We start from the raw sequence: 16,123 nt of genomic DNA on the forward strand, positions 1-16,123 counted from the left end.
TCACTTACCCCGGTACGGCGTGAAGTCCGGCTTGCGCTTCTCGTTGAAGGCGTTGATCCCCTCCTGAGCCTCGGGGGTCTCACCGAACATGGCCAGCGTGGAGTAGGCCATGCTGCCGATGCTGACGAAGTGCTCGGTGTCGGTGTTCATCGACTGCTTGAGGACCTTCAGCGCGGTGGGCGAGAAGTCGAGCATCTGATCGGCCCAGGCACGCACCTCGGCCTTCAGATCGGCGGCGGGAACCACCTTGTTGACCAGGCCCCAGTCCAAGGCCTCTTCCGCGGACAGCCGGCGGAGCATGAACCAGATCTCGCGCGCCCGCTTCTCGCCCACGACCCGGGCCAGGTAGCCGGAACCGAGCCCGGCGTCGAAGGAGCCGACGCGGGGGCCGTTCTGCCCGAACTGGGCGGTGTCCGCGGCGATCGTCAGGTCACACAGCACATGCAGCACATGACCACCACCGATCGCGAGCCCGTTGACCGCGGCGATGACAGGCTTGGGGGTGTCGCGGATGACCCGGTGCAGGGCATCGACCTCGAACAGCCCGCTCGCCGACGGCCCGTAGTCGCCGGTCTCCATGCGCTGCTTCTGGTCGCCGCCCGCGCAGAACGCCTTGTCGCCGGCGCCGGTCAGGGCGATGACGCCGACCTCGCTGCTGGCCCATGCGCGCTTGAAGGCCATCACCAGTTCGTCGACTGTCTGCGCGCGGAAGGCGTTGTAGCGCTCGGGACGGTTGATGGTGATCCATGCCAGTCCGTTGTCGATCTCGAAGGTGATGTCGGTGAACTCGGCCATCGGTCTCCCGTGTCCTTTCGTGTGGTGAGCGGATGCTCAACGTTGCGGTCATTAGGACTGACCATTTGCATAACAGTATCTTTAATCGCGCTCGGCATGCAAGGGTGGGGTCGGCCGGCTGCGCCGGGGCCGGGGACGACGGGCCCGGCCCCGGCAGCTACCGGACCGCTGGTGTCGCGGGGATTGCCGCCCGGATTACGGTGAGGCGGGGTCCGCGGCGTGGAAGACGGTGGCCGGATCCGCGTACCGAGTGTCGGTAAGCGTGTAAATCGTGTCGGAATTGCAGCGAACGAGAGGTAAGGACGCGGTTATCCCGGGGAGCTCGTGCTCCGGTACCAGGTGGCCGCTCCGTCGCAGGGTCTCCTCGACGAAACCTACCGCGTCCGACGATGAGTATTGCTGTGGCGCAACGTCGTTCCACTGCCGATTGTTCACTCCCTCGCGCAGTTCCGGTGTCGCGAGATGCCATCGGGTGTGGCGTTGATACGCGTCGGCCGCCCGCAGGACCCCCGCCTCGTCGAAGGGCCGGCCGATCAACTGGGCCGCGAGCGGCAATCCGTCCGCATTGAAACCGATCGGCATCGAGAGAGCAGGGTTACCGAGCGCGTTCCAGTAGGCGGTGTGATATGAAAACCCCTCTCCGGCAAAGAGTGTGGCGGTGTAGTCCCCGCTCTCTTCGACAAGTGGCGCCGGTCGCGAGACCGTGGGTGTCATGATCAGATCGACGGTGTCGAACAGTTGTGCCACCGCCTGCTGCCCCACGCGCCGGACGCGCTGCGCCTGCACATAGTCGGGCCCGCTGGCGAAGGCCCCGAGCGCGAGGCCGAGCCGGGTGAATCCGAAGTATTCGTCCCACCGGGATTTGATATCGGGTGCGTGGTACGCGGCGGCTTCGGCGAGAATGGTGACGACCGCGGCGGCGGTCACTTCCCGGTAGTGCGGCAGCGTGACGTCCACTATCGTTGCGCCTGCCGTTTCGAGGGTGGCAACGGCGTCGGCGAACAACCGTGCCAACGCCGGATCCGTTGGGCCGGAGAATATCTGGAGCATATCCACGCCGATGGTCCGGCCGGTGAGATCGCCGTCGAGAGCATCCGGGTAGTTCGAGATGCCGCGTCGGTCGGTGGTCGGATCCGAGGTGTCCGCGCCCGCCATGACTGCGAGCAGCAGGGCGCAATCATGGGCGCTGCGAGCCATCGGCCCGACACAGTCGAGGCTGTAGCCCAGGGGTACACACCCCGACTTCGGCACCCGCCCGTAGGTCGGCTTGATGCCGGTGGTCCCGCTCAGCGCGGAGGGCATGCGAATGCTCGCGCCGGTGTCGGTGCCCACCGCCCCGAGGAACATTCCCGCGGCGCACCCCGAGGCCGAGCCCGAGCTGGAACCGCCGGGCCACCGGGTCGGGTCCCATGGATTGCGCGGGATGGGAAAGGGCTTGTCCGGGTCCGGGGAGCCGAAGGCATATTCCATCGTTGTGGTTTTTCCCACGATGATCGCCCCCGCATCGCGCAGGCGGGCGACGGCGGCCGCATCGCCGCGGCCCCACGTTCGGTCGAGCACGGCGCTCTGTGCGGTTGTGGGCCCGTCATCGGTGGTGAGTATGTCCTTGACCCCGATCGGAACGCCCAGCAGAGGACGGCGATCGCCGCGCCGGCGTGCGTCGTCGGCGTGCTCGGCGGCCCGCAACGCCGAGTCGGCGAAGCGGGTGACGAAGACGCCGAGTCCGTCGTCGTATCGATCGGCCCGGTCGAGGACCATTCTGGTCAATTCGACGCTGGTCAGTGCGCCGGAGTCCATAGGGGTGACGGCTTCGGAAATGGTGAGAGGTTGTTCCATCCGGAACTCCTGCTGGCTCTGGCCGAATTCGGGTACGGCAGTGGCACCGATCCGATCGACTCGGATCGATGTGGATGTTGTCGAGCCGAGTCGATTGTCGAGAGGGTCGACTCACGGTCCGGTAGTCACCGGCCGCGCCGCCGCCGAATCTCGGCGGGGGGTGAGGGCTCCCGAACCACTATAGGTAAGACCATTTGATGGTAGGTCCTATTTATGAAATTGGAGTCGCGCTGTCCTTCGCCGGGTCAGTCGATGCCGGCGATGCGCCGCCAGTGCGCGTGCGCGGCGTGTGTCGACTCCGCGCGCAGGTCACGGAGCCGTTTGGCGGCTCGCTGTCCGCGCCAGTCGGGGAGTAGAATCTCCGGGAGCCGTGGGTCCATGTAGGTCATGCGCCGCAGCGCGTCCGCGAGTTCCACATGGGCGAAAAGCAATTCGTCGTCCGATCCGTAATGGCGTGAATCGAAGCGTTCGAGCAGCTCGTCGTAGGCGTCCTCGGCGGCACCGAGATCCCAGGATCGCCGAACCAGTTCTTCTTCGGAAATGCCTGCGACAGCGGTCGTTCCGATGAACGACACGGTGTTCGCGGTCAGGCCGAGAGAATCGATCGCCTTCGCGGCCTCGCCCGCACGTCCGGTATGGGGGGTGACCCATACCCCCGGGGTCGGATTCCCGAACCCGGCCCAGCGCAGTGCCGCGTACAGCTTCTTGCGCGTCGAGCGATGCGATTCGGGGATGGGAACGTTGACCACGAGCCACCGGCCGTCCCATTGGGTGATGTCGACGTCGGTGGAGAACACGCGCACATCGCCCTCGCTGAACAGGCGATGTGCCTTGTCGGTCAGAGTCCAGAGGGTCTCGCGCCCGGCGCGTTGCGCGGCGATCAAACCCGCCGATCCCGTGCGTGCCACCGCTTGCCTGCCCGCATGTGCGCCGAAGCCGAGCCCGTTCAGGACATAGAGCAGCGCCGCCGTCCGTACCGGCTGCCCATAGGGTTCGACCAGCTCGCCGAGCACCGTGATGAGCGCGGATCGGGCGCTGGGGCTCGCCGGAGTGTCCTTCGTGGACGTCGGCGTCGGATCGGCGTCAGGCATACCCCCATCGTCGCGCACCGTGCCGAGGTGCTGCCACGGCGGCCCACTCGTTTCGGGCGGCCGCATCTGTGCCGTCGGCACTGTCGCTGCCTTCTCGTCAGGCGTCGGGCACACCCCATTCCCGGAATACGGTCTCGGTATCGCAACCGGGGACTCGTGGGGCGGCGTACGTCGCGCTCGGCACGCCCGCGAAACGTGGAGCGGCCGCGGGCTGTCGCTGTCCGAAAGCCTCGACCACGGTGCCCCGGGCCGCCATCTGTGGGTGATGCGGAACTTCGGCCAGTGCCAGGACCGGTGTCACGCACGCGTCGAGAGCGGCGAATGTCCGATCCCATTCGTCGCGATCGCGAGTACGGAAGATCCGCGCGAAATGCTCTCGGACGGTGGGCCATTCGCTGGTGTCATATTGGTCGGGCAGTTCGGATGAGGTGAGACCGAGGCCCTCCAGCAACCGGGCGTAGAAGACGGGTTCGACGGCGCCGACCGCGATGTAGCGTCCGTCCGCGCATTCGTAGGTGTCGTAGAACGGGGCTCCGCTGTCGATGACGTTCGTGCCGCGCTCGGGCGACCAGAGATCGTTCTCGGCCAAGGTCCAGAACATCGACATCAGCGAACTCACGCCGTCGACCATCGCGATATCGAGTACCTGCCCGGTTCCGGGCCGGGTGCGCGAGTGCAGGGCCGCGAGTATGCCCAGCACCGCCAGCATCGACCCGCCACCCAGGTCGGCAACCAGGTTGAGCGGTGCGAGTGGCCGTTCATCCTTGCGGCCGATGGCGTGGAGCGCGCCGGTGAGCGCCAGGTAATTGATGTCGTGCCCGGCATGCGACGCGAGTGGTCCGTCCTGTCCCCAGCCGGTGATCCGTGCGTAGATCAACCGCGCGTTGCGCTCGGTGCAGACTTCGGGGCCGATCCCGAGGCGCTCGGCCACGCCGGGCCGGTAGCTCTCGATCACCACATCCGCCCTGTCGATGAGCTGCAACACCCGGGCGAGGTCACCGGGTTCTTTGAGGTCGGCACTGACCGACCGCCGGTTCCGCAGTACCGCGTCCTTGTCCACCGGAAGCAATTGCGTTACGCCGCCGGGTCTTTCGACGCGGACCACCTCCGCGCCGAGATCGGCGAGCAGCATCGCGGCATGCGGCGACGGGCCTATTCCGGCCAGCTCGACCACCCGTAGCCCTGTGAGTACACGCTCCACCCGAATCCTCCTGAAGCTTCTTTCAACATTTGACACTTGTGGCTATGTTCTATCAAATAACGTATCATCTGAACCAGGTTGCGGCGGCACACAACGAGCCCGCAGCCGTCTACGAAGCCGAGGGGCTGGATATGAGCGAACTTGATCCGACGGTCATGTCGGCACTGCGAGCGGTCGCCGGCGATCCGGCGGCATATGCCCGGAAGTGGAAGGCCGAACACGGCCGACGTGCGATCGCGTCGTTCCCGATGAACTTCCCTGCCGAGATCGTGCACGCCGCAGGCGCGCTGCCGGTGATCGTCCAAGACGACCCCACTCCGATCACCGAGGGGCGCAGTCTGCTGGCCGAGTTCTACTGCGGCTACACCCGCAGTGTGGCCGACCAGGCGGCACTGGGCCGTCTCGATGTCTTCGACGCGTTCGTCGCCGCGGATCACTGTGTGCAGCTGCTCGGCGCGGTCGATGTGATCCGCTGGGTACGCCCGGACAAGCCGGTGCATTTCGCGCAATTCACCAGCGCGATGGACGACGCGTGGACCAAACCCCGGGTGGAAGGTCGAATCGAGGAACTGAAACAGGAGATCGAAACGGTTCTCGGTGTCACGGTGACATCCGACGAGCTGTCCGCGAGTATCCGGCTGTTCAACGAGAACCGCCGACTGCTTCGGTCGCTCTACGACCTGCGCAGGTCCGGCCGCGCCCGGATCACCGCTGCCGATCTGCAGGTGCTCGTGAAGTCCAGCATGGTGATGGACATCGAAGAGCACACCGCGCTGCTCAGCCGGGTGCTGGCGCAGTTCGATCCGGCCGCCGAACCCCGCGCCGATCTGGTCCGGCTGCATCTGTCGGGGCATTTCTGTCACGCGCCGCGCCCCGAGATCCTGGATCTGATCGAGGAATCGGGGGCGATCGTGGTCGACGACGATCTGTACACCGGATTCCGCTACATCTCGACCGATGTGCCCGAGTCGGGTGATCCGCTGCAAGCCCTGGCGGAGTGGTATCTCGACCGCAATCGAACCGCACCCTGTCCCACCCGGGTGACCACCGATGTGGACTGGGACACCTATCTGATCGACTCGCTCGGCAGGAGCCGCTGCGACGGCGTCGTCGTGCTGATGGCGAAATTCTGCGAGCCGCACATGCTCTATTACCCCGAATTACGCAAAGCGCTCGATGCCCGTGCGATCCCGTCACTACTTCTCGAGACCGAGCACGAGGGCAATCCCGTCGAGACGCTGCGTACGCGAATCGAGACATTCATCGAGCGCATTCGCCGACAGCCGGCAGCCGTCCGATCCTGAACCCCCATCTACGCACGAAGGAGTTCGCCGTGGCGATCCAGCAATCGAGTCCGGAAAAGGCCAATCGGCTGACCAGCACCCGGATGGGCGGCCGCATGGTGGCCGACTACTGGGACAACATCTTCACCGCCAAGGAGCGGGGTAAGCATGTCGTCTGGTACAACGGTGCCGCGATGAACCCGCTGTTCCAGGCGGCGGGATTGGAATGGTGTCACGGTGAGGCGTTCGCCGCCCGCTTGGCCGCTCAACACCTGGAAGGGCCCGCGCAGGCCGCGGGTGCCGAATACGGCTACATCGGTGAACTCTGCTCCTATGCGAGAACGCATCTCGGATGTGCCGTGCTGACACACCAGAACGTCAACGAGCAGTCGACCGGGGTGGTCGGAATGGTCGACCAGCAGGAGCTGGCCGCCAAACTGCCGGCACCCGACTTCTTCGTCAACGGCTACGCCGGTTGCAGCACCGGACAGCAGTGGGATGCGATGACCTACCGGGTCTTCGATCGCAAGCTTCCGTTGTTCAACGTCTCGATGCCGATGCTGTGGGGCAACAAGCCCGACGCCGGCTATATGCGGGGCGAGGAGTGGACCGAGGTGAGCCGGTATGTGGAGGGGCAGTTGCGTGAGCTGATCGAGTTCCTCGAACATCAGACCGGGCGGCCGTTCGACTGGGATGCGCTGAGCGAGAGCATGTTCTACATCAAGCGCGCCTCGGAACTGCGCCTCGAGGGCATGGCACTGTGCACGCAGGCGCCCACCCCCGCGACCTACTGGGACTGGGTCGCCAGTATCGCGCCGATCAACTTCCTGCCGGGCAATCAGGGTCTCGTCGACTACTTCGCCGGGGTGAAGGCCGAGATCGAGCAACGGCTCGCCGACGGCGTGAGTGCGGTGCAGAACGAGCGCTATCGGGTGTATTTCGACGGCATCATGAATTGGAACAAGCTCGGATTCCTCACCCGTAAGTTCGCCGAATACGACGTCGCGGTCGTCGCGGGTCGTTACACCCACGAATCCTTCTGGCAGGAACCGCAACTCATCGATACCGACAATCCGTTGCTCGGTATGGCACAGCATTATCTGCTGTGCCCACTCAATCACGGATTGAAGAATCTGCAGGAGTTGTTGCTGCGGCGCCTGGACGAATACGCGATCGACGGCATCGCATTCCATTCGACACGGACCTGCCGGGCGATGACCAATCCGCAGACGATGCTGGCCCGGACCGCGGAACAGGAACGCGGCGTGAAATCCTTCTTCTTCGAGGGCGATGTCGCCGACGCGTCCTTCTACAACGACGAGCTGTTCGACAGCCGGCTCGAGGCCATGTTGGAGGCCATCGACGTAGCGCGGATGAAATCAGTGGTGTAGGCGATGAATGTGGCGCGGAGAAACGCATCATGAACACCGGAGATTGGTTCGTCATGGGAGTCGACCTCGGCTCGACCACGGCCAAGGCGGCCGTCGTCGACTCCGGTGGCGCGCTGCGCGGGGCCGATGTCGTGCAGATGGGCGCGGTGAGCCCGGCGGCGGTCGCACACGCGATCGAGGGCGCGCTACGCGCCGCGGGGGTCGCCGGCAGTGACATCCGCCGGACGATAAGTACGGGCTACGGACGCAAACTGGTTCCGGGTGCCGACCGCAGCTTCACCGAGATCACCTGCCATGCCCGCGGCGCCGCGGCGTTGCATCCGGGAGTGCGGCTCGTGATCGATATCGGCGGTCAGGACAGCAAGGCCATCATTGTCGACGATGCGGGCCTGGTGGACAGGTTCGCCATGAACGACCGCTGCGCGAGCGGAACCGGGCGGTTCTTCGATGTGCTCGCCCGGGCTCTGGAAGTGGACGTCGAGGCGGTGGGGGAGTTGGCACTGTCCGGCTGCGACGACCTCGAGGTCAGCAGTATGTGCGCGACATTCGCTGAGACCGAGGTGATTTCGCTACTGGCCCAGGGGCGTGCCAAAGCGGATATCGCGGCGTCGGTACACAGGGCGGTCGCGGCTCGCACGCTCGGTTTGGTGGCACAGGTGGGCAAGGCCTCGCCGGCGGTGATGACCGGTGGGGTGGCGAAGAATCCGGCGGCCCTGCACTACGTATCGCGCGCTCTGGGCAGGCAGGTCGAGTTGCTCGAACAACCCCAGATCGCCGGCGCCTACGGTGCGGGCCTGCTCGCTCGCGATGAATACCTCGGCGCGGCCGGATCGACCGGTGGACGGGATGCCGCGGCCGAAAACCAAGTGATGGCAACAGCATCGGCCGTGACGCCGCATTGTGTCGACTGTGACGGCGAACTCGATCACGCACCGCACAAGGCCCCTGCGCCGATCGCGCTCGAATTACGAAGGAGTATTCGATGAATGACAGCACGTCCGAACCTCGCGTGCCGGTTCCGGCCCAGTCGACGGTGTATGTGGTGGGTGGCACGAGCGGAGTCGGACTCGAGGTCGCGCATCGATTCGTAGCGGCCGGGACGCAACGTATCGGTCTGGTGGGCCGTAACACCGAACGGGGGGAGAAGGCGGCAGAACAGATCCGTTCCCTGGCGCCCGGGGTGTGGTGCCTGTTCGTCGCCGCGGACGTGAACGATCCCACCCAGGCACGGCGGGCAGCCGAGGAGCTGAATTCCGGGCTCGGGGCGGCCGACATCCTGGTCAACAGCACGACGAGCGCGTTCACGCCGCGACTGTTCCATGACACGCCGCCGGAGGACGTCCCCGCTATTCTGATGCAGCAGGCGCTCGGGCCGATCAACATGTGCCGGGCAGTGCTGCCGGATATGCGCTCCCAACACGGCGGCGTGATCGTCAATGTCGCCTCCGACGCGGCCAAATGTCCGACACCGGGCGAGGCTGTCATCGGCGCGGCGATGGCGGCCATCGTCATGTTCACCAAGACCTTGGCGATGGAGGCCAAACGCGACGGTGTGCGGGTCAATGCCGTGACGCCGTCGCTGATCCGGGACACCGGTGCCTACGACCGCGTCATGGCCGAACCCTTCAGCGCCAAACTGTTCGACAAGGCCGCGCGTGCGGCATCGCTGGGTGTGGCCGAGCCGATCGATGTCGCCGAACTCATCGTCTTCCTGTGCAGCCCCCAGGCGCGGCGGATCACCGGCCAGGCAGTGAGTCCCAACGGCGGTATCTCCGCAGGATAGCGGGACTTTTCGCGGCCGAAGCCTCGGGCTGGTGAAGCGCTGCCGGTGGACCTCGGCGACATTTGGTCCGACCATAAAAATATTAGACAGTTTTGTTGATTCTGGCTCTGAATATGTACTACATTCAGTGTGACCGGCGCCATACTTCGATCGCGCCGGGTGGCCCCGCACCGGTGGCCCACGGATGCACAGCATCCTTCACACCGCACAGCCGAAGGCGGATCGCACGATGACCCTCACACAATCCTTCTGGCCGGCCTCGACGAGTTCGGGCGTCCGCGACATCACGCTCGGTGATCTGCTCCGGCAGGCCGCGGCCGCGGTGCCCGACCGGGTGGCGCTGGTCGAGGGTGACCCCGATCCGGCCAACCGGACCGAATGGACCTACCGCGAACTTCTCGCCGAGGTCGAGCAGGTGGCTCGGGCCCTGCGAACCCATTTCGCGCCTGGTGACCGGATCGCGATATGGGCTCCCAACAGCGCGCAGTGGGTGATTCTGCAGCAGGCGATCGCGATGGCCGGGATGGTGGTCGTCGGTATCAACCCGGCCTACCGCGCACACGAACTGGAGTACATCCTGCGCCAATCGCGCGCCGCGGGACTCTTCTTCCGTGAGAGCTATCGCGGAGTGGAGCTCGCGACCGTGCTCGGCGACATCGCCGGGGAGCTTCCCGACCTGCGAATGGTGGTGCCGACGAGCGAGTGGGAGGAGTTCCTCGCCACGACAGACCCCACGGTGCAATTGCCCGCGGTCCTGCCCACCGACCCGGTGCAGATCCAGTACACCTCCGGCACGACCGGCTTTCCCAAAGGTGCGATGCTGCACCACAAGGGAATTGTCAACGAGGCGACGTTCGTCTTCGAACGCGCCGGCCAGGCCGGGCCGGTGGTGTGTGTCAATGCGATGCCGATGTATCACATCGGTGGCGGGGGTGTCACCGAACTCGGCACCTTCGCCACCCACGGTACGTTTGTGGTGCTTGCCGGTTTCGACGCCGCGCTCATGCTCGAAATGCTCGAAACCTACCGGGGTACACACTCCTTGATGGTCCCGACCATGCTCATATCGCTGCTCGAGCATCCGGATTTCGCGACCCGCGACCTGTCGAGCGTGTACACGGTGATGTCCGGTGCGTCGGCGGTGCCGCAGGTACTGGTCGAGCGCGTTATCCAGCGGCTCGGCTGCCGATTCACGATCCTGTTCGGGCAGAGCGAGATGCACGGCGTGATCAGTCAGACCCGCATCACCGATGATCCGGTCGACCAGGCCAGCACGGTGGGGCAACCCCTCCCCGAACTCGAGGTCAAGATCGTCGATCCGGTGTCCGGCGCCGTGGTCCCCATCGGCGAGCAAGGCGAAATCTGTTGTCGCGGTTACCAGAACATGCTCGGATATTCGGACATGCCGGCGGAGACGGCCGCGACCGTCGATCGTGCGGGCTGGTTGCACATGGGGGATCTGGGAACCATGGACGACCGGGGCTTTCTGCGAATCACCGGCCGCCTCAAGGACATGATCATTCGCGGCGGCCTCAATATCTACCCGCGCGAAATCGAGGAACTGCTCTTCCGGCATCCCGCGGTGGCCGAGGTGATCGTCGTCGGTGTACCCGACGAGAAGTGGGGCGAACAGATCGGCGCGGTGCTGCGCGCCGAGGACCCCGGCAGCCCACCCGACGTGGCAGCGCTGAAGGCCTGGTGCCGTGAACGAATCGCCGCTCACAAGACACCGTCGCTGTGGTACTTCGCGGCGGAACTGCCGATGACGCCGTCGGGGAAGATTCAGAAATTCCGCGTTCAGGACGATATCGCCTCGGGGCGGCTGATTCCCGCGTACACACTCGAGGAGTCCTCGCGGTAGCGGCGGGGATGGCATGGAATCGAGCCACTGCGTGAGCAGGCGCGTGCTCTCGAATCCGCGGTCGAGCAGTCCGATCGGCCGGTAGGGCGAGCTGATCGATCCACCGGTCCCGGCCGGGTGGTCCGCACGGACCGCCCGGCCGAAAGCATTGCTGTGCAGACGATTACAGCGGATCGGGTCACTTCGCCGGAAGTGGCGAACCGATGGTGGTGAAGTACTGGACGCCGGCCATGATCGCGACGGGCGCGGTGATGAGGAGTTGTCCGGCCAGGGTGCCCAGCGCGCCGATGGCGACGATACCGCCGAGGCAGCCGACGGCGGCGGCCGGAATGAACGGGCCGAACATTCCGACGATGGTGGCGGCGGCGACAGTCGCGCCGGCGATGCCGCCCAGCAGGCAGCCGATCGCGCCACCACCGATACCGCCGATGAGGCTGCCGATCGAGGCTCCGGTGATGATGGTGCTGCTCATGCGGTTCCAGGCGGCCTGCTCCCGGTCGTACGGCGTCTTCCAGGGCGCGGTGTCGTCGAAAGGCAAGGCAACCGGCCGGTAGGACGCGTGCGCGAGGTCGAACTGCGGGGTGAGGGTTGCGGTGCGGCCCCGGATCTCGGCCGCGATCGGAAAGACGAAGTCGTCGACCCGGAACGACAATTCGGTGCCGGCCACGGCGGATCCGTCCGGGGCCGCGATCGTGAACACGCCGTTGTCCGCGGTCATCGAACCGACGTCGGTCGACACGATCATGGAGTCCCCACTGGTGCTGGATTTGAAGTTCACCACGTCGTCACCGGCGCCAGGAGCCGCACCGGCGGATGCGGCCGTCGCGCCCAGTGCGGCGGCCAGCAGTGCGGACGTAGCCGCGACCTTCATACTCTTCATGGTTTCCTCATCTCGTTTTATCCGCTACCCACAGCTTTTCTCGTGCGGGAGGGTCTGGAACAGCGCACGCCGAAGAGACCGACTGTGCGGAAGGTGCGCTGCGCAGGACTGTGTGTCCGCGAGTAATCCGGCGCAGAAATTACCGCTGCCGATCGGATCTCCTGTCCGAAAGAACAGGCTTTCGTTGAAAGTTGTTGAAAGAGTTACGTTTCCCGCACCGATCCTGGGGGGATCACGAATTGTCGCAGAGTTTCGGAATTCTACTTGTGCGCCGGACGGTGTGCCTGGCCCTGTGCGGTGGTCTTCGGGATTTCTCCGTTACGCAAGCGGTCCTGCAGAACGTACTTCTGAATCTTTCCCGTCGGGGTGAGCGGAAACTCGGTGACGAAGCTCCAGTAGGCCGGCGTTTTGTGTGCGGAGAGGTTCGCCCGGCAGAAGGAGCGAAGTTCTTCCGCCATCGGCTGCTCGATACCGGCCGGAATGCGGATCACCGCGGCCAGCTGTTCGCCCCATTTGTCGTCGGGGATTCCGACCACCGCGGCGTCGGCGACCGCGGGATGTGTTGTCAGCAGCTCTTCGATTTCGCGAGGATAGATATTGAGCCCGCCTCGGATGACCATATCCTTCAGCCGACCGGTCACCCTGATGAATCCGCGCTCGTCCATACTTCCGAGGTCGCCCATGTGCAGCCAGCCATCGGCATCGATGCATGCGCCGGTGGCGTCCGGCATATCGAAGTATTCGATCATGTTCTGGTAGCTCCGGCAGCATATTTCGCCGCGCTCGCCGAGCGGCAGCACGTCTCCGCTGCCGGGGTCCGCGATTTTGATCTCGAGGTGTGGTAGCGGCCGTCCGACGGTCTCCGATTGATCCTCAGGGGTGTCGTCGAGGTGTGTCTGGGAAATGTTGCCGTGCATCTCGGTCTGCCCGAAAAGGATACTGGTGTGGCAGCCGAGGGTCGTGATTGTGCGGCGGATCAAGGCGGCCGGCACATTTGCCGCTCCTGTCAAGATCGTCTGCAGACTGGACAGATCGGTGCTCACGCGATGTGGATGCTCGAGCAGGGCGATGATCATCGTGGGAACGAGCAGAGTGTGTGTTCCGCGATAGGTCTCGACGGCCTCGAGCATCAAGGCAGGATCGAAGGCCGGCAGGACGACGAAAGTTCCGTGCTTGGACAGTGCGCCGAACGGGCACACCACTCCACCGCCGATGTGGTACAGGGGCATGGCATTGATATTCACGCCGCCATCGCGCATCCCGGCTCGCTCCGCCACCAGTGCAGCCTGATTGACAAGGCCCTTGTGGTGCAGCAGAGCGCCTTTCGGGAACCCGGTGGTGCCGGAGGTGTATTGGATTTGGAATGGGTCGTCCGGATGTACGGTCGGCAGCTGTTGTCCGGGACTGCCGCTGTCGAGGAGTTGTTCCCAGTCGGAGAAGGAGATCACATGTTCGAGGTGAGGCAGGTCGGAGCGGACCTCATCGATGGTCACGCGTATATCGAGACCGCGGTATGTATCGACATGGACGATGCCCGCGGCCCGGGACTGCCGGAGAATGTACTCGATTTCGCGTGCCCGGTAGGCCGGGTTGAGCGTCACCACGATCATGCCCGCCAGGCTGATGCCGTGTTGCAGCACGATCCAGTCCGCGCTGTTGGGCGCCATGATCGCCACCCGGTCTCCGACCTCGAATCGGGCGAGTAGTGCGCGGGCCGCCCGTTCGGCGTCGGCGAGGAATTCGGCATAGGTCCAGCTGCGTCGCGCCGACCGGTCCGCGACGGCATCCACCACGGCGATCCGGTCGGGAACCGCAGCGGCTGCCTCGCGCAGGAGTCCGCCGAGCGTTATGTCTCTGATCTCGTAAGTCGTATCGGCCGGCCAGTACGACTGTGTCAACCCCGGGCGCTCGTTCTCGGGCGGATGGATGCGGTTGGTGGCGGTCGGCATGGGTCTACCTCGATTGCGAATGCGTCGAATCACTGTGTTGCGGGCGGCTGTTACGCCACCGAAATTCCACCGTTGACACTGAGAACCTGTCCGGTGATGTTGGCGGCCAGCGGCGATGTCAAGAACAAGATCGCGTTGGCGAGATCCTCCGGCTCGGTAAGCCCCAAATGTGCTTGTTTGGTGATTTTTTCGAAGATCTTCTTGGAGAATTCGATGTTCATCGCCCGGTCGTACGAGCCGGTGTTCGCAATCAGTGACGGCGTGATCGTATTCACCCTGACTCCATAACGTTTCGCCTCGACGGCCAGTGTGCGGGAGAAAGTCACGATAGCGGCCATCGCCGCGCCGATGACGCATTCTCCGGGGGTCGGCACCTTCGCGGCGTCGGAGGCGATGTTGACGATCGCGCCGTGCTGCTGCTCGCGCATGAGTGTCACGGCCGCGCGGCTGGTCAACATCGGTCCGAGCGCTTGCTGAGCGATCATCTCCGGTATGGCCGAGATATCCGTGTCGTGGAGGAGGGTCGGTTGGTAGACCGCGACTGTCGAGTTGACGAGAATATCCAGCCCACCCATTCGCCGCGACGCCTCGTGCACGACTTCCTCGGCTGCTGTCGGCTCGTTCACATCTGCGGATACGAACTCCGGTGAAGAATCCGGGCACATCGTCAGAATGTGGTCGACGGCGTTCTTGCCGCGCGTCTCGTTCCTGCCGACGAGTACCAGTTGCCGTCCACCGGCCTGTGCAAAGCTTGTTGCCGTTGCGAGACCGACGCCGGAAGTCCCGCCGATCACCATGATTTTCGACTCGCTGAAATCGAAACCGTCCGCGGGGCTCGGGCGACGATCGGTGTCCGCGCTGGTGTGGGAACTCATGACTTTCTCCGCTTCTCGTAAGGCACGAAATCCGTGCCGTATTTCTCACGCATGATGATTATTTTCTGTATCTGTGCGGTGCCGTCCGCTATTTCGACCGACATGACATCACGCAGCCGTTGCTCGAAGGGCAACTCCTGTGAGTATCCGTAGTTGCCGTGCAGCAGCAGGCATTCTTTGACAGCCGCGCTCGCGACGAGGGGGCCGTACCACTTGGCCATCGCGGCCTCCGCGGTATGGGGAAGGCCCAGGGTTCGTTTTTCGAGGGCGGAGTAGCAGATCAGCCGTGCGGCCTCGAGCTTGGTGAGGTGTTCGGCGATCGGAAACGAGACGCCTTCGAATTTGGCCAGTTCGGTGCCGAACGCGGTGCGGCGGCGAACGTACTGCGCTGTCTCGTCGAGTGCGGCCTGCGCAGTGCCGATCCCGGTCAGTGCGAGCAGCGGGCGGGTGAAGTCGAACCCGTTGAGTACGCGTGAGAATGCGCGGCCCTCGGCTCCGATCATGTCGGCAGCCGGAATTTCGACGTCGTCGAGATGCAGGACTCCGCGGCCGAGAATGCCCCAGCCGGTGTCCGGGACCACCGACTTCGCGATGCCGGGGCTGTCGAGCGGTACGAGAAATGCCGAAACGCCGAGGTCGGCGCCGTCTCGAATGGTCCTTGCGGCCACGATGATCGCTTCGGCGTTGCCGAGCATGGTCACCGACGTCTTCTCGCCGTTGAGGACATATCCGTCGGTTGTGGCGCGCGCGGTGGTCTTGATGTTCGCGGCATCGGATCCGGTGTCGGGTTCGGTCAAGCCGAATGCGACGAAGGTTTCGCCGGAGACCAAGCGCCCGAGCCACTGCTCGATGAGCGCGTCGGAGCCGTGCTGACGAATCAGGGAGCTCATCAGCAGCACCGGAATCGCGATGTTGGCGACATTGAAGTCCGCATACGCCAGTTCCTCGATCGCGATACCCGCGGCGACGAAATCCTCCCGCTCGAGCGGGTTGTACGGGTCTCCCGCCAGCAGGCCGTAGATACCCAGCGCCGCGATCTCCCGATGAAGTTTCCACGGAAACTCTGTCGACTTGGCGCGGTCGAGGTATCCGGGTGCCAGCTGTTTGGTGGCGAAGGCGCGCACGGCCGTTCGGATGCCGTCGTGGTCGTGGTCGGATCGGGGTGTCATCGCAGGCCT

At 64.8% G+C, this 16,123-nt stretch carries 13 protein-coding genes; 5 read left to right on the top strand and 8 right to left on the bottom strand.

The window, feature by feature from the left end; translation table 11 throughout:
• The 4 genes from LKE06_RS13905 to LKE06_RS13920 form a co-directional block, all read right to left on the bottom strand.
• Entirely contained in the window at positions 1-795 is a 795-nt protein-coding gene (locus tag LKE06_RS13905; protein WP_227999051.1) for an enoyl-CoA hydratase-related protein, read from the bottom strand.
• 195 nt (positions 796-990) lie between these two features.
• Positions 991-2,631 carry an amidase gene (locus tag LKE06_RS13910; protein WP_227999052.1) on the bottom strand — a complete coding sequence of 547 codons (1,641 nt, stop codon included), beginning with the start codon at positions 2,629-2,631 and terminating at the stop codon, positions 991-993.
• 245 nt (positions 2,632-2,876) lie between these two features.
• Positions 2,877-3,722: a PaaX family transcriptional regulator gene (locus LKE06_RS13915; protein WP_227999053.1), complete on the bottom strand. Its 846-nt coding sequence runs from the start codon at positions 3,720-3,722 to the stop codon at positions 2,877-2,879.
• Positions 3,723-3,819: 97 nt separating this feature from the next.
• Positions 3,820-4,923, bottom strand: a complete 1,104-nt coding sequence (locus LKE06_RS13920) for a CaiB/BaiF CoA transferase family protein (RefSeq protein ID WP_227999054.1) — start codon at positions 4,921-4,923, stop codon at positions 3,820-3,822.
• A 131-nt stretch (positions 4,924-5,054) separates the two neighbouring features.
• Between LKE06_RS13920 and LKE06_RS13925 the strand changes: the two genes are divergently transcribed.
• From LKE06_RS13925 to LKE06_RS13945, 5 genes are all read left to right on the top strand, one after another.
• Positions 5,055-6,227 carry a 2-hydroxyacyl-CoA dehydratase subunit D gene (locus tag LKE06_RS13925; protein ID WP_227999438.1) on the top strand — a complete coding sequence of 391 codons (1,173 nt, stop codon included), beginning with the start codon at positions 5,055-5,057 and terminating at the stop codon, positions 6,225-6,227.
• A gap of 83 nt (positions 6,228-6,310) precedes the next feature.
• Positions 6,311-7,597 carry a 2-hydroxyacyl-CoA dehydratase subunit D gene (locus LKE06_RS13930; protein WP_227999439.1) on the top strand — a complete coding sequence of 429 codons (1,287 nt, stop codon included), beginning with the start codon at positions 6,311-6,313 and terminating at the stop codon, positions 7,595-7,597.
• 29 nt (positions 7,598-7,626) lie between these two features.
• On the top strand, positions 7,627-8,583 hold the full coding sequence (locus LKE06_RS13935) for an acyl-CoA dehydratase activase (RefSeq protein ID WP_227999055.1): 957 nt from the start codon (positions 7,627-7,629) through the stop codon (positions 8,581-8,583).
• The gene (locus LKE06_RS13940) at positions 8,580-9,380 is read left to right on the top strand and encodes an SDR family NAD(P)-dependent oxidoreductase (protein ID WP_227999056.1); all 801 of its coding nucleotides are present in this window, start codon (positions 8,580-8,582) and stop codon (positions 9,378-9,380) included. Before LKE06_RS13935 ends, LKE06_RS13940 begins: the two co-directional genes overlap by 4 nt.
• Positions 9,381-9,609: 229 nt before the next feature.
• Complete coding sequence (locus LKE06_RS13945) at positions 9,610-11,241, top strand: AMP-binding protein (protein WP_227999057.1); 1,632 nt, start codon at positions 9,610-9,612, stop codon at positions 11,239-11,241.
• 178 nt (positions 11,242-11,419) lie between these two features.
• On the opposite strand, the gene LKE06_RS13950 is transcribed toward LKE06_RS13945, so the two are convergent.
• The 4 genes from LKE06_RS13950 to LKE06_RS13965 form a co-directional block, all read right to left on the bottom strand.
• Positions 11,420-12,121 carry a DUF8020 domain-containing protein gene (locus LKE06_RS13950; RefSeq protein ID WP_227999058.1) on the bottom strand — a complete coding sequence of 234 codons (702 nt, stop codon included), beginning with the start codon at positions 12,119-12,121 and terminating at the stop codon, positions 11,420-11,422.
• A gap of 260 nt (positions 12,122-12,381) precedes the next feature.
• Positions 12,382-14,070: an AMP-binding protein gene (locus LKE06_RS13955; protein ID WP_227999059.1), complete on the bottom strand. Its 1,689-nt coding sequence runs from the start codon at positions 14,068-14,070 to the stop codon at positions 12,382-12,384.
• Positions 14,071-14,120: 50 nt separating this feature from the next.
• Positions 14,121-14,945: an SDR family NAD(P)-dependent oxidoreductase gene (locus LKE06_RS13960; protein WP_227999060.1), complete on the bottom strand. Its 825-nt coding sequence runs from the start codon at positions 14,943-14,945 to the stop codon at positions 14,121-14,123.
• Positions 14,942-16,114 carry an acyl-CoA dehydrogenase family protein gene (locus LKE06_RS13965; RefSeq protein WP_227999061.1) on the bottom strand — a complete coding sequence of 391 codons (1,173 nt, stop codon included), beginning with the start codon at positions 16,112-16,114 and terminating at the stop codon, positions 14,942-14,944. Before LKE06_RS13965 ends, LKE06_RS13960 begins: the two co-directional genes overlap by 4 nt.
• Positions 16,115-16,123: the final 9 nt, after the last annotated feature.

The organism is Nocardia australiensis (assembly GCF_020733705.1).
In the GTDB taxonomy this organism is placed as follows: Bacteria; Actinomycetota; Actinomycetes; order Mycobacteriales; family Mycobacteriaceae; genus Nocardia; species Nocardia australiensis.

Excerpts from the sequence above, each read along its gene's own strand:
- LKE06_RS13905 (WP_227999051.1), bottom strand. The coding sequence starts at position 795 with ATGGCCGAGTTCACCGACATCACCTTCGAGATCGACAACGGACTGGCA.
- LKE06_RS13910 (WP_227999052.1), bottom strand. The coding sequence starts at position 2,631 with ATGGAACAACCTCTCACCATTTCCGAAGCCGTCACCCCTATGGACTCC.
- LKE06_RS13915 (WP_227999053.1), bottom strand. The coding sequence starts at position 3,722 with ATGCCTGACGCCGATCCGACGCCGACGTCCACGAAGGACACTCCGGCG.
- LKE06_RS13925 (WP_227999438.1), top strand. The coding sequence starts at position 5,055 with ATGAGCGAACTTGATCCGACGGTCATGTCGGCACTGCGAGCGGTCGCC.
- LKE06_RS13930 (WP_227999439.1), top strand. The coding sequence starts at position 6,311 with ATGGGCGGCCGCATGGTGGCCGACTACTGGGACAACATCTTCACCGCC.
- LKE06_RS13935 (WP_227999055.1), top strand. The coding sequence starts at position 7,627 with ATGAACACCGGAGATTGGTTCGTCATGGGAGTCGACCTCGGCTCGACC.
- LKE06_RS13940 (WP_227999056.1), top strand. The coding sequence starts at position 8,580 with ATGAATGACAGCACGTCCGAACCTCGCGTGCCGGTTCCGGCCCAGTCG.
- LKE06_RS13945 (WP_227999057.1), top strand. The coding sequence starts at position 9,610 with ATGACCCTCACACAATCCTTCTGGCCGGCCTCGACGAGTTCGGGCGTC.
- LKE06_RS13950 (WP_227999058.1), bottom strand. The coding sequence starts at position 12,121 with ATGAAGAGTATGAAGGTCGCGGCTACGTCCGCACTGCTGGCCGCCGCA.
- LKE06_RS13955 (WP_227999059.1), bottom strand. The coding sequence starts at position 14,070 with ATGCCGACCGCCACCAACCGCATCCATCCGCCCGAGAACGAGCGCCCG.
- LKE06_RS13960 (WP_227999060.1), bottom strand. The coding sequence starts at position 14,945 with ATGAGTTCCCACACCAGCGCGGACACCGATCGTCGCCCGAGCCCCGCG.
- LKE06_RS13965 (WP_227999061.1), bottom strand. The coding sequence starts at position 16,114 with ATGACACCCCGATCCGACCACGACCACGACGGCATCCGAACGGCCGTG.